13 protein-coding genes are annotated in these 12097 nt (G+C 70.4%); 2 read left to right on the forward strand and 11 right to left on the reverse strand.

Annotated elements, in window-relative coordinates:
• Positions 1-49: 49 nt before the first annotated feature.
• From E0493_RS22280 to E0493_RS22295, 4 genes are all read right to left on the reverse strand, one after another.
• Complete coding sequence (locus E0493_RS22280; RefSeq protein ID WP_160939471.1) at positions 50-820, reverse strand: sensor histidine kinase; 771 nt, start codon at positions 818-820, stop codon at positions 50-52.
• A 124-nt stretch (positions 821-944) separates the two neighbouring features.
• Entirely contained in the window at positions 945-1253 is a 309-nt protein-coding gene (gene rpmB, locus E0493_RS22285) for a 50S ribosomal protein L28 (RefSeq protein ID WP_160939472.1), read from the reverse strand.
• Positions 1254-1405: 152 nt separating this feature from the next.
• Complete coding sequence (locus E0493_RS22290) at positions 1406-1672, reverse strand: hypothetical protein (protein ID WP_160939473.1); 267 nt, start codon at positions 1670-1672, stop codon at positions 1406-1408.
• 72 nt (positions 1673-1744) lie between these two features.
• Entirely contained in the window at positions 1745-3646 is a 1902-nt protein-coding gene (locus tag E0493_RS22295) for an ABCB family ABC transporter ATP-binding protein/permease (RefSeq protein WP_235913977.1), read from the reverse strand.
• A gap of 134 nt (positions 3647-3780) precedes the next feature.
• On the opposite strand from E0493_RS22295, the gene E0493_RS22300 reads away from it, so the two are divergent.
• Entirely contained in the window at positions 3781-4635 is an 855-nt protein-coding gene (locus tag E0493_RS22300; protein ID WP_160939474.1) for an NUDIX hydrolase, read from the forward strand.
• Positions 4636-4728: 93 nt separating this feature from the next.
• Here E0493_RS22300 and E0493_RS22305 read toward each other — a convergent pair whose 3' ends face one another.
• Together E0493_RS22305 and E0493_RS22310 are read right to left on the reverse strand one after the other, a co-directional pair.
• The gene (locus tag E0493_RS22305) at positions 4729-5580 is read right to left on the reverse strand and encodes a lipid-binding SYLF domain-containing protein (protein WP_160939475.1); all 852 of its coding nucleotides are present in this window, start codon (positions 5578-5580) and stop codon (positions 4729-4731) included.
• Between the two features lie 102 nt (positions 5581-5682).
• Complete coding sequence (locus E0493_RS22310) at positions 5683-6315, reverse strand: histidine phosphatase family protein (protein WP_160939476.1); 633 nt, start codon at positions 6313-6315, stop codon at positions 5683-5685.
• Between the two features lie 179 nt (positions 6316-6494).
• Here E0493_RS22310 and E0493_RS22315 point away from each other — a divergent pair, with 179 nt between their 5' ends.
• Positions 6495-6848 carry a hypothetical protein gene (locus E0493_RS22315; protein WP_160939477.1) on the forward strand — a complete coding sequence of 118 codons (354 nt, stop codon included), beginning with the start codon at positions 6495-6497 and terminating at the stop codon, positions 6846-6848.
• 6 nt (positions 6849-6854) lie between these two features.
• Here the strand turns inward: E0493_RS22315 and E0493_RS22320 are convergent, their stop codons facing one another.
• From E0493_RS22320 to E0493_RS22340, 5 genes are all read right to left on the reverse strand, one after another.
• Positions 6855-7655, reverse strand: coding sequence for an ABC transporter permease (locus E0493_RS22320; RefSeq protein WP_160939478.1), 801 nt, complete (start codon positions 7653-7655; stop codon positions 6855-6857).
• Positions 7652-8407: an ABC transporter ATP-binding protein gene (locus tag E0493_RS22325; protein WP_160939479.1), complete on the reverse strand. Its 756-nt coding sequence runs from the start codon at positions 8405-8407 to the stop codon at positions 7652-7654. The genes E0493_RS22320 and E0493_RS22325 overlap by 4 nt, the downstream gene beginning before the upstream one ends.
• A 258-nt stretch (positions 8408-8665) precedes the next feature.
• Positions 8666-9574: an amidohydrolase family protein gene (locus tag E0493_RS22330; RefSeq protein ID WP_160939480.1), complete on the reverse strand. Its 909-nt coding sequence runs from the start codon at positions 9572-9574 to the stop codon at positions 8666-8668.
• Entirely contained in the window at positions 9567-10853 is a 1287-nt protein-coding gene (locus E0493_RS22335) for an MFS transporter (RefSeq protein ID WP_235913978.1), read from the reverse strand. Before E0493_RS22335 ends, E0493_RS22330 begins: the two co-directional genes overlap by 8 nt.
• A 154-nt stretch (positions 10854-11007) precedes the next feature.
• Positions 11008-11895 carry a hypothetical protein gene (locus E0493_RS22340; RefSeq protein ID WP_160939481.1) on the reverse strand — a complete coding sequence of 296 codons (888 nt, stop codon included), beginning with the start codon at positions 11893-11895 and terminating at the stop codon, positions 11008-11010.
• Positions 11896-12097: the final 202 nt, after the last annotated feature.

The following is a 12097-nucleotide window of genomic DNA, read 5'->3' on the forward strand; positions in this document are numbered from 1 at the left end:
CGATGCAGACTGATCGGAAACCGCTCTAGTGCTCACCCTGGGCTCGCGTTCACCCTGGGCTGGGGGCGGGCTCCAGCAGCCGGCGGCGCGGCAGGGTCAGCCAGGCGCGGGCGCCGATGCCCTTCACGGCCTCAACGGTCAGCTCGCCGTCATGCGCGTGCAGCAGCTGCCGTGCCACCACCAGCCCCAGCCCCAGGCCGCGCGTGCCGGTACCGCCGATGGCGGTGAGGTCCTCGGCGGCCAGTCCGGCCCCCTCGTCCTCCACCACGATGGCGACGGTCTCGGCCGCGCGAACCAGCCGGAGCTCGATCGGGTCGCCGTTGCGGGTGTGGCGGACAGCCCGAGTCAACACCTGCACCAGTGCTCCCCGAATGGCGCGGCGATCGGCCAGGATGGCGATCTCGTGCAGCTCCGGCGCCAGCCGCCACTGACGGCGGCTCGGAACCAGCGCCAGCCTCACCTGCTCCAGCGCCTCCTCCAGCACCGGGCCGAGCTGCAGCGCCTCCTCCTTCAGCACGCGCGGGCCGGCCGCGAGGGCGGCGGCGTCCCGCAGATCGGCGGCCAGGCACAGCAGGGCGCGGCCATGCCCCTCCACCCCACCGTCCATCCCGGCCGCGGGCGTGGCGTTCGCCTGCCCCATCATGCCAAGACCGAGGGACTGAAGCTCGGATGCGAAGAGGTCGAGCTGCCGGTTGCGGGCGGCGAGTTCCTGCGCCAGGCCGGCGGCGCGGCGCTCCGCCCGCCGCCGGCCTGGGCAGGCGAGCAGGCAGAAGAGAAGGGCCGCCGCGGTGCAGGCGTTGGTCAGCGTGAGAAGGAGCATGGTTGTTGCCATGCCGCTCATGCTGCGCGACGAAGCTTATCCAGACGTAAAAAACGCGCCGTGCAGGGCACGACGCGTCTCATTTTTTCGCCATCCTGCCCGGCTCGCGCCGGGCCTGGAGAAGTCAGGCGGCGGGAGCCGCGGCGGCCCGCTTCGCCTGGGCCTTTTGGATGCGGCGCTTCAGCACCAGCGCCTCTTCCGGCAGCTTGCGGTCGGAGGTGCCGAGCAGGAAGGAGTCCAGCCCGCCATTGTGCTCCACGGTGCGGATCCCGTTGGTGGAGAGGCGGATCTGCACGGAGGTGCCGAGCACGTCGGAGAAGAACGAGGTCTCCTGCAGGTTCGGAAGGAACCGGCGACGTGTCTTGTTGTTGGCGTGGCTGACGTTGTTGCCCGTCAACACGCCCTTGCCGGTGATGCCGCAACGGCGAGCCATGGTGCTACCCTTCAAGATGGAACCGGGGCCGCGGCAGCGACCGCACACCCAGAATGAAAATCAGACGGGGCGTATGGCCCGACACCCCGCAAGAGTCAAGGATCGCCCGGGCGGGGAAAAGGTCGGGGAAAGGAATTCCCCCGGTTCTTTCTTCAGAGCCCGTCCCGGTCCGAGGCGGGCCCGTGCCGCATCTCGCGCAGTTCGCCGGATTCGACGGACATCAGCGCACTGCGCAGGACGTTTGCGATGGCGCGGTCCTCCATGCTGCGGGCCATCAGCCCCAGCGCGCCGCCGAGCAGGGCGGAGGCGACCGAGATCGGCGCGATCTTCTGCTCGATCATGTACTCGATGGCCTTGTCCACCACGGAGCCCGCGTGGCTGAGATCTTCCGGGGCCACCCCCTGCGGATCGAGTTGCATCTGGTGCCCTCCTGATTCGGTTCGGTCACATAGTCACGCCGGCGGCCCGGCGAAAGGCCCTCGCGGCGGAGATCAGCCGCTTGGATCGTGCGCGGGCTGGCGCCGCCCCTCCTCCGCCGCCACGCCGGCGGCGATGGCGGCCTGCTGCGCCGCCGCGGCGGCCTCGGCGGCGGCCACCGCCTCGGACTGCCGACGCCACATCTGGGCATAGAGCCCGTCCTCCGCCAGCAGAACGCTGTGGCTGCCGCGCTCGGCCACCTGGCCGTCCTGCAGCACCAGGATCTCGTCCGCCTCCACCACGGTGGAGAGGCGGTGCGCGATCACCAGCGTGGTGCGCCCGGCCGAGACGCCGCGCAGCGCCGCCTGGATCTCCTGCTCGGTGCGGGTGTCGAGCGCGCTGGTCGCCTCGTCCAGGATCAGCACGCGCGGGTCCTTCAGGATGGTCCGCGCGATCGCCACCCGCTGCTTCTCGCCGCCGGAGAGCTTCAGGCCGCGCTCGCCGACCAGCGTGTCGTAGCCCTCCGGCAGCCGCAGGACGAAGTCATGCACCTGGGCGAGCTTCGCCGCCTCGACCACCTCGGCCTCGGAGGCGTCCGGACGGCCATAGGCGATGTTGTAGCGGATGGTGTCGTTGAACAGCACGGTGTCCTGCGGCACCACGCCGACGGCGGCGCGCAGGCTCGCCTGGGTGATGCCGCGGATGTCCTGCCCGTCCAGCAGGATGCGGCCGGACTGCACGTCGTAGAAGCGGAACAGCAGGCGGGAGATGGTGGACTTGCCGGCCCCCGTGGGTCCCACGATGGCCAGCGTCCGGCCGGCCGGAACCTCGAAGGAGACGCCCTTCAGGATGGTGCGGTTGGGCCGGTAGCCGAAGCGTACCCCCTCGAAGGCCAGGGCGCCCGGCCCGGCGGCGAGCGGCTTCGCATCCGGCGCGTCGGCCACCTCCTGGTGCTCGCGCATCAGGGTGAACATCGCCTCCATGTCCACCAGGCCCTGCTTCATCTCGCGATAGACGAAGCCGAGGAAGTTCAGCGGCAGGTAGAGCTGGATGAGGTAGGTGTTCACCAGCACGAAGTCGCCCACCGTCATGCTGCGGTTGGCCACGCCATATGCCGCCATCAGCATCACCGCCGTGAGGCCGATGGCGATGATCGCCGACTGGCCCATGTTCAGGTAGTTCAGCGTCACCTCGGAGCGGGTATAGGCCTGCTCGTAGCGCGCCAGGGTGGCGTCGTAGCGCCGCTCCTCGTGCTTCTCGTTGCCGAAATACTTGACCGTCTCGTAGTTCAGCAGGCTGTCGATGGCCTTGGTGTTGGCCTCCTGGTCCATCGCGTTCATCGCCCGGCGGAAGCGCAGCCGCCAGTCGGTGAAGACCAGCGTGAAGGCGATGTAGAGGCCGATGGTCAGCAGCGTCACCGCGGCGAAGGAGATGTTGAACATCCCCCACAGGATGCCCGCCACCAGCAGGATCTCGATCAGCGTGGGGATGATGTTGAACAGCATGAAGTCGAGGACGAAATTGATCCCCCGCGTGCCGCGCTCGATGACGCGGGACATGCCGCCGGTCTGCCGGTCCAGGTGGAAGCGCAGCGAGAGGGTATGCAGGTGGCGGAACACCTGAAGCGCGATCACCCGCCCCGCCCGCGCCTGCACGCGGGTGAAGACGGCGTCCCTGAGTTCGGCGAACCAGGAGCTGGTGACGCGCAGCAGGCCGTAGCCCAGCACCAGCGCGACCGGCGCCGTCACCAGCGCCGCCGCGCCGTCCTTCGGGCCGAGCACGTCCACCGCGCGCGCATAGACGATGGGCACCAGGACGTTGGCGCCCTTGGCCAGCACCATCATCACCAGCGCGATGACGACGCGGGCGCGCAGGCCGGTCTCGCCGCGCGGCCAAAGATAGGGGGCCAGGGTGAGCAGGGTCTGGAAGTGGCCGCGCTGGCGAGGCGGCTCGGCGGTATCGGGAGCAGGGGGCAAGAGGCGTTCTCCACAGCGTCGCCGGTTAGATGACGGCGGCGACCCCGGCTGACAACGCGCGGAGGGCGGCAAAAGCCGGCGGCGCCGCCCTGCAGGCCATTGCCGGCCGTGCCGCGCGGGGCCAAGAGAGGGGCATGAAGGACCTCGCCCGCCACATCGCCGCCTGCAACAACGTCGCCTCCCCCACCGGGCTGGTGCCGTTCCGCATCGGGACGGAGCAGGTCGGCTGGCTGGACCCCGAGCTGGCCCGCTGGCTGGCCTTCCGCCCGCGCGACTTCCATTTCGACGGCAAGGGGGTCTCGCTGCCCGCCGGCCTGCGCGGCGCGGCGGCGCGCGAGCGGGTGCTGGCGGATGCGGCCAAGGGCCTGGAGAAGGCCGGCTTCCTGAAGCTGCGGGGCGAGTTGTTCGACGTGCGCGCCACGCCGGAGGGCCCGGTGCTGGCCCGGCTGGACCGCGCCGCCATCCCGCCTTTCGGCATCATCTCGCAGGGGGCGCACCTGAACGGGCTGGTGCGCCGGGCGGACGGGCTGCACATCTGGCTGGGCAAGCGGGCCAGGGACAAGGCGGTGGCGCCCGGCCAGTGGGACAACATGGTGGCCGGCGGCACCCCGGCCGGGCTGACGCCGCAGGAAACGCTGGTCAAGGAAGGCAGCGAGGAGGCCGGCCTGCCGCCTGAACTGGCGGGGCGGGCCGTGCCGGCGGGGCGCGTCTCCTACATCATGCGCAACGACGAGGGGCTGCGGCGGGACGTGCTGCACGTCTTCGACCTGGAGCTGCCCGAGGACTTCACCCCCACCCCGCATGATGACGAGGTGGAGCATTTCGAGCTCTGGCCCGCCCCCCGCGTGCTGGAGGCGGTGCGCGAAGGCGACGATTTCAAGTTCAACGTCAACCTGGTGCTGATCGACCTTTTCCTGCGCGAGGGGCTGGTCGACCCGGCCACGCCCGGCGCCCGGCGGCTGCGCGCGGGGCTCGACGCCGGGGTCTGAGCGGCGGGCGTACCGGCGCGGGCGCGTTGGCGGCGGGGTCCGGGGTGACCCTGTCACCCCGGCGGGGATTCCGGAAGGCCGAGCCCCCTGGCCTCAGCGCAGCGGCTCGGCCTGCACGCCGCCACCGGGTGGCGGCTGATAGCCCTGCTGAGGCGCATAGCCCTGCTGGGGCGCGTGGTTCTGCGGCGGTGCATAGCCCTGCTGCGGGGCATAGCCCTGCTGGGCGGCCTGCGGGCTCGGCGAGCCGAAGCGCATCAGCACCGCGCGCAGCGGGTCGGCGCCCGGATTGTGCGCCGCCATGTCCACCACGATCTGCCGCGCGCCGTAGCTCTGGCCGTAGTAGATGCGGTTCCAGTCGCTGCGGCCGCTGAGCAGCGAGCCGTCCAGCGCGATGCCGGCGAAGAGGCCGCGCGTCTTGGCAAAGGTGACGATGTCCGCTCCCACCGCCGCGGTGGTGGCGCCGGCGATGCCGCCGCCAATGGTCGCCACCGCGATGGAGGCGTCGGCGCCGATCTTGAACTGGCTGTCCATCAGGGCGGAAAGGCCCTTGTCGGTCAGGATCACCATCATGACCATGGCGTCCTGCACGCCGATCTGGAAGCCGACGCTGCCGCTGCCCATTCCGTAGAAGGCAGGCGAGGACCAGGAGCCGGCGCCGTCCCGCGCCAGCAGGACGCAGGAGCCGCCCTGGCCGCCGAAGATGAAGCCGGCGCGGAACACCCGGGGGCAGATCATCACCGCCCGAGCCCGGCGCAGCAGGGTGATGGCATCGTTGAAATGCGCCGCGTCAGCGCCGCCGGCGGCGCCGAGCATCTCCTGCATCGCCAGGGTGGAGCGGTCCACCAGGGCCTGCTGCTCGCCCTGGGCCAGGGCGGGGCGCGCAGTGGTCACGGCGCCCAGGGCTGCCGTGGCGCAAAGCATCGCAGCGAAGATGAATTGCCGCATGAGGGTCCTCCGCCAAGCCGTTGCGCAGGAATGACCTCATGGCCGCGCCGTGGCAAGCCTAACTTGAGGCCAACCTGCCCTCGCGCGCGGCTTGACCGCGCCTCAGGCGCTGGTGGCGGCGGGCGGCTCCTCGTTGATGGAGGCAACGCGCCAGTGGCCGTCGTGGTTCTCCAGCCGCGTCAGCGACAGGTTCTTCACCGAAAGCTGAAACGCCTGGTGCGGATCGAGCTTCAGGGCGTGCGCCACGGCGGCCCGGATGGAGCCGCCATGCGCCACGACCACCAGGTTCTCGCCCGCATGCCGCTCGGCCATTTCGTCCAGCGCCGGGCCGAGGCGGTCGATCACGTCCTGCAGGCTCTCGCCCCCCGGCGGGCGCTCGAAGGCGCCATGCGGCCAGAAGGGATGCGGCGGATCGTTCAGCATCTCGGTCAGGGCGTCGTAGCTGATGCCCTGCCATGCGCCGAGGTGCTGTTCGGCGAAGCGCGGCTCCACCGCCATCTCCGGCTCCGGATAGCCGGCGGCGACGATCGCCGCCGCGGTGGAGCGGGTGCGGGAAAGCGGGGTATGAAACCAGCGCGCCTCGCGCGGCAGGCGCTCGGCCAGCCAGCGATAGGCCGCGGTTTCCTGCGCCATGGCCAGGGCGCAGACGGCAACATCCATGTCGCCATACATCATCACGCGCGCCGAAGGCTCGACGATGGCGTGACGGATCAGGAAGAAGCGGGTCGGGTTCACGCAGGCTGCTGTAGCGCCTTTCGGCCCGGAACGAAATTCCTGCATCGCGCCGGCCAATTTTCACGCTTTGTTCAAGTCGGCTGGCCGATGCTGCCACCGGCGCGGCGGAGCATGCCCCCCTCTCCGCCGCGCCTGGCCGCTTTCACCACCCCCGCAAGGGGGCGCAGGAGAACCTGAGCATGCTGCCCGCCTACGCCCCCCCGCCCGAGGGCGCCGCCCCTCCCCCCTGGGCCGGCGACGCCCCGGGCCTGCTGGAATTCGCCAGCCGCCTCGCCTTCTCCACGCGCCTGCCAGAATGGCGGGAGGTCCCCGCGCACGAGGCCCTGCTGCGCCTCGCGGCCGACGTCGCCCTGCAGCTTCGGCTGCAGGAGCCGCAGGGCATCGGCCTCGATCCTGGCGCGCTGCCTTTCGGGCCCGCGCCGGCTGCCATGGAAGGGCCGCCCTCCGCCGCCACCCAGGCGGAAATCGCCATGGCCCTTGCCCAGGCCCTCGGCCGCGGCGCTCCCGACCCGGACGCGCTCTGGTTCGGCTGAAGGGCCTTATTCGCCGATGCTGAGCAGTGCGCCGCTGCGCCGCGCTGCCTCGAACTGCCCGAGGAAGACCCGGCCCAGCAGCGCCAGCCAGACCACGTCCAGTGCGAAGGCGGCGCCGAGATGCCAGAGGTCCACCCGCCCCTGCAGCAGCGCCGCCCGCATGCCCTCGAAGACATGCGCGGCCGGGATCGCCTGCGCCACCCATTGCAGCGGCGCCGGCAGGGTGCTGAGCGGGTAGAACACGCAGGCGAAGGGCGTCAGGCCGAACAGCACCGACCAGGCCAGCGGCTCCGCTCCCGCGCCGTGACGCAGGATCATCGCCGTGACGCCGAGCGCGACCGCCCAGCCCATCATCATCAGCGCGGCGAAGAACAGCACGACCACCGGGCCAAGCGAGAAAAGCCCGAAGCCGTAGAGCAGCCAGGCCAGTCCGACCGCCGGCAGAACGCCGACCAGCATCCGCAGCGTCGCCATCGCCACCAGCCCGGCGACCAGCTCGCCCGGCCGCAGCGGGCTGACGAAGACATGGCCGAGGTTGCGGCTCCAGATCTCCTCCAGGAAGGTGATGGCGAAGCCCATCTGGCTGCGCAGCGCCACCTCCCACAGCAACACGCCGCCGAGCAGCATGCCCGCCGCCACCGAGCCCATGTTCTGCTGCACGCCCGCCAGGTAGGCGGTGACGAAGCCCCAGACCAGCATCTGCAGGACCGGCCAGTACATCAGCTCCAGCAGCCGCGGCCAGGAGCGGCGGTAGAGCGCGAGGTGGCGGTAGACCAGCCCCCAGATGCGGCGCAGCGAGGCCCTCATGCCGTTGTCTCCCCCAGGGCACGGCGGTCCCGCGCGATGTCGAGGAACACGTCCTCCAGGTTGTCCCGCCCGAAGCGGGTCACAAGCTCGGCCGGGCTGCCCTCCGCCACCAGCCGGCCGCGCTTCATCATCAGCACATGGCCGCAAAGCCGTTCCACCTCGGCCATGTTGTGGCTGGCGAGCAGGATGGCGCAGCCGCTTTCCTCCCGGTAGCGCTCCAGCCAGGAGCGCACCCAGTCGCCGGTGTCCGGGTCGAGGCTGGCGGTGGGCTCGTCCAGCAGCAGCAATTCCGGGCGGTTCACCAGCGCCTTGGCGAGCGCCACGCGCGTCTTCTGCCCGGCCGAGAGCTGGCCTGCGCGGCGGTGCAGGATTTCTTCCAGTTGCAGCGTCTCGGCCAGCTCGGCGATGCGCGCCTCGGCCCGGGGCACATCGTAGAGATGCGCATAAACCCGCAGGTTCTCCGCCACCGTCAGCCGGTGCGGCAGCGCAACATAGGGCGAGGAGAAGTTCATCCGCACCAGCGCGGCGAAGCGGTTGCGGGCCATGTCGTGGCCCAGCACCGTCACGCGGCCCTCGCTGGGCACGAGGATGCCGAGCAGCATGGCGATCGTGGTGCTCTTGCCCGCCCCATTGCCGCCCAGGAGACCCCAGGTGGCGCCGCGCGGCAGGGTGAAGCGCAGCGAATCCACGGCGGTGGTCTCGCCGTAGCGCTTGGTCAGGCCCTCGGCCTGAATCGCCGCATCAGGGGTCATGCTGCGGGATTAGAGGGCGACGGCGGATTTGCCCAGGGGCGGGGAAACAAGGTTGGGGGAGATGGACTTTCCCAAACCAACTCCTTCTTCCATCCGTTTCCGGTTCCACGCGTGGCGGCGCCCATGCGGCAGAGCTGCCCGGCCGCAAGCGCCGGGACTGCCTCGGCCACGGCGTGGAGGCTCCCCGGGAGCGCGGCAGAACCGGCGGAAAAGCAGAGGGGGTCCGGGGGAGAACTCATTCTCCCCCGGTTCTGCCCTTCATCCGCCTTTAACGGCCGGAAAGCCGTAGAGCCGCGCAGGGTTCTCGACCAGAATGCGATGGCGTACGGCCTCGTCGGGCGCCCAGTCGGCCAGCAGGTCGAGCAGGTCGCCGACGTTTGGCATCGCGCCCCAGTTCGCCACATGCGGCCAGTCCGAGCCCCAGACGCAGCGGCCCGGCGCCGCCTCCAGCAGCGCGCGCGCCAGCGGCGTGGCCTCCGCATAGGCGGGCGCCGCGTTGCTGAGCCGGTAGGCGCCGGAGAGCTTGACCCAGGCGCCGTCCCGCACCAGGCCGAGCAGCGCCTGGAAGCCGGGATGGCCCACGCCCTCGGCGGCGGGGAAATGGCCCATGTGGTCCACCACGGCGGGCACCGGCAGCCGCGCGAGGCGCGGTGCGAGCTGCGGCAGGTCCCGCGCATCGAGCAGGAACTGCAGGTGCCAGCCGTATTCCCGGCAAAGGTCGCCATAGGATTCGAGGTCGTCCATGCTGACGCCGCCGCCGAACAGCACGTTCACGCGCAGGCCGGTGACGCCGGCCTCCTTCAGCGCGCGGTACTCGCTGTCGGGGCGGCCGAGCGCGGCGACCGCCACGCCGCGCAGGCGCTGCGGGTCGGCGCGCAGCGTCTGCAGCATCAGGCGATTGTCGGTGCCATGCACGCTGACCTGCACCAGCACGCCATAGGTCATGCCGGTGGCGTCCAGCATGGCGAGGTAGGCCTCGCGCGGCGCGGCGGGCGGCGTGTAGCTGCGGTTCGGCACCAGCGGCCAGTCCGGCGGCAGGCCGATGACATGCGCATGCGTGTCCACCGCGCCGGCCGGCACGGTGAAGCGGGTGGGGCCATGCGGCTCCGGGTCGGGGCCCGGGCAGAGCGCCTTGGCGTCGCACGGGCCGACGGAGGGTTCAGTCATTGGCGTCGAGCACCCTTCCACGGGTTTCCGGCAGCAGCAGCGCCGCCAGCAGCATCAGGCCATAGGCGAGGATGGCGAAGATGGCGATCGCGGTTGCCAGCGACATCGAGGCCGAGAGATAGCCGACCAGCGTGGGGAACAGCGCGCCGATGCCGCGGCCGAAATTGTAGGCGAAGCCCTGGCCGGAGCCGCGCAGCCGCGTCGGGAAAAGCTCGGTGAAGAAGGCGCCGAGGCCGGAGAAATAGGCCGAGGCGCAGAAGCCGAGCGGGAAGCCCAGCACCAGCATGACGCCGTCCGAAAGCGGCATCTCGGTGTAGGCCAGCACCAGCAGCGAGGCGAGGATGGCGAAGGCAATGAACAGCTTGCGCCGGCCGATGCGGTCGGCCAGCCAGGCGCCGACAATGTAGCCGGTGAAGCTGCCGGCGATCAGCACCGCGAGATAGCTGGCCGAGTTCAGCACGGTGAGGCCACGATCCACGCGCAGGTAGGTCGGCAGCCAGGTGGTGACGGCGTAGTAGCCGCCCTGCGCGCCGGTGCCGAGCATCGCGGCGAGGATGGTGGTACGCAGGATGCCGGGCGCGAAGATCTCCCAGATCCGCGGCTGGTCGCCGGCCGCGTTCGCCCGCGCGCGGGCGGCGACATTCGGCTCCTCCACATGGCGGCGCAGGAAGAACACCAGCAGCGCCGGCACCGCGCCAAGCGCGAACATGATGCGCCAGGCGGTCTCCGGCGGCGCGAGGCTGAAGGTGACCGCCTGCAGCAGCACCGCGACACCCCAGCCGAAGGCCCAGCCGGACTGCACCGAGCCCACGGCGCGCCCACGGTAGTTCGCGCGGATGGTTTCGCCGATCAGGATCGCGCCCGCCGCCCATTCGCCGCCGAAGCCGAGGCCGAGCAGGGCACGCAGGATGATGAGCTGGGTGAAGTCCTGCGCGAAGGCGCAGAGCAGCGTGAACACCGAGAACCAGATGATGGTGATCTGCAGCGTACGGACGCGGCCCAGCCGATCCGAGATGTAGCCGGCGATCCAGCCGCCCACGGCGGAGAAGAGCAGCGTCACCGTCACGGCAAGGCCGGCCATGCCGCGATCCACCTGCCAGAGCGCGATGATCGTGCCGATCACCAGCGGGTAGATCATGAAGTCCATCGCATCGAGCGCCCAGCCGAAGAAGCAGGCCCAGAAGGTCTTGCGCTCGGGCGGCGTCATGCCACGGAAGAAGCCGGTGAGGCTGGTGTCGTCGGGCGGCTGCGACCCTGTGGCGGTGGCAGACATGGTCATTCCCCCTTTGCTGCGTTTCCATCGGCTTAGCACCGCCGTAGGTCAGCGCACAGGGAGCGGCAGCTTCACGGCCGCGCGGCAGCGCGAAGCGCCGGGCTACCCTCAGACGACGGCGGGGAGGGTCGGGCCCTCCCCGTCCGGAACCGCCTCGCCGTCAGGCGATCACGGGGTCGTAGGCGCCGGCGCGGCCTTCGAAGATTCCGTGCTGGACCCAATGGAGCGCGAGCTGCTCCTCCGTCACCAGCCCGCCGGCCGCGAGATCCGGGTTCAGCGCGGCATAGGACGCCTCGTTGAACAGGTCGGTCTGCCGGCCCTCCTGGAATCCGAACTGCGCGAAGTGCCGCGCGCCGGCGGCGTCCACCGCGGCCGCGTCGCCCGCGTTGCCGTAGCCGTTGATCAGATCGACATAGCTGGCGATGTAGGCCACGCCGCCGAAATCCGTCGTGCGGCCTTCCGCGCGGCCATGCGTCAGGTAATGCAGCGCCGGCCCGTTCTCCACGGAAAGGCCATACATCGAGCTGCCGATCAGGTCGGTGTTGGCGGCGACGTAGTTGTACTCATCGAAGGTGATGCTGCGGCCCTCATACGCTCCGTGCAGGTAGAAATGGGCCCAGGCTCCTTCCTCGTTGATGCTGAGGGGCAGGCCAAGCTGCGTCGCGCCGTACGCTTCGGCGAGGTCGGGGTATGAGGCCAGATAGGCGTAGGTGGAAAACTCAGGCACGTCGCTGAGGTCGCGCGTGCCGCTGATGTCGGTCCGCACGGCCTCGACGTCGAGCAACTGATCAACACCCTCGGGGCCACGGATGATGGCTTCGTTGTCATGCCGGAAGAGCTGGTAATCGCCCAGGCTGCCGGACAGCAGGATGGTGTCGCGTCCGTCGCCGCCCTCGATGCGGTCGTTGCCGGGACCTGGCGCGATAAGGTCGGTGCCGCCGCGCGCCTCCACGAAATCGTCGCCGCTCAGCGAATAGATGATGTCGTCCGCCCGCGCGTCCGGCGCGACCATGCGGTCAGCGAATTCAGAACCGACGATGACGGCCATTGGCGTTTCTCCTTCTTGCGGTTGCTTGCCTGGCGGAGACAACAGATGGATCCGCCTTAACGTTTCCCATCACCGCATCACGAATCTAAATTGTTCTGATTCCACAAGGAGAAAATGCGAGCCGGGCGGCGGGACATGCCGCTGCCGCCGGGGCTTCCGCTCATGCGCCATTGGGCGGGCGCGGAGGCGCGGCGGGCGCGGA

Origin of the sequence: Teichococcus coralli (assembly GCF_009829925.1) — a bacterium.
GTDB classification, from domain to species: Bacteria; Pseudomonadota; Alphaproteobacteria; order Acetobacterales; family Acetobacteraceae; genus Pseudoroseomonas; species Pseudoroseomonas coralli.

Bases quoted from the DNA above. Each gene is read 5' to 3' on its own strand.
- E0493_RS22320 (WP_160939478.1), bottom strand. From the start codon at position 7,655: ATGAGGGCCTCGCTGCGCCGCATCTGGGGGCTGGTCTACCGCCACCTC.
- E0493_RS22315 (WP_160939477.1), top strand. From the start codon at position 6,495: ATGCTGCCCGCCTACGCCCCCCCGCCCGAGGGCGCCGCCCCTCCCCCC.
- E0493_RS22300 (WP_160939474.1), top strand. From the start codon at position 3,781: ATGAAGGACCTCGCCCGCCACATCGCCGCCTGCAACAACGTCGCCTCC.
- E0493_RS22325 (WP_160939479.1), bottom strand. From the start codon at position 8,407: ATGACCCCTGATGCGGCGATTCAGGCCGAGGGCCTGACCAAGCGCTAC.
- E0493_RS22330 (WP_160939480.1), bottom strand. From the start codon at position 9,574: ATGACTGAACCCTCCGTCGGCCCGTGCGACGCCAAGGCGCTCTGCCCG.
- E0493_RS22305 (WP_160939475.1), bottom strand. From the start codon at position 5,580: ATGCGGCAATTCATCTTCGCTGCGATGCTTTGCGCCACGGCAGCCCTG.
- E0493_RS22335 (WP_235913978.1), bottom strand. From the start codon at position 10,853: ATGACCATGTCTGCCACCGCCACAGGGTCGCAGCCGCCCGACGACACC.
- E0493_RS22290 (WP_160939473.1), bottom strand. From the start codon at position 1,672: ATGCAACTCGATCCGCAGGGGGTGGCCCCGGAAGATCTCAGCCACGCG.
- E0493_RS22280 (WP_160939471.1), bottom strand. From the start codon at position 820: ATGCTCCTTCTCACGCTGACCAACGCCTGCACCGCGGCGGCCCTTCTC.
- rpmB (WP_160939472.1), bottom strand. From the start codon at position 1,253: ATGGCTCGCCGTTGCGGCATCACCGGCAAGGGCGTGTTGACGGGCAAC.
- E0493_RS22340 (WP_160939481.1), bottom strand. From the start codon at position 11,895: ATGGCCGTCATCGTCGGTTCTGAATTCGCTGACCGCATGGTCGCGCCG.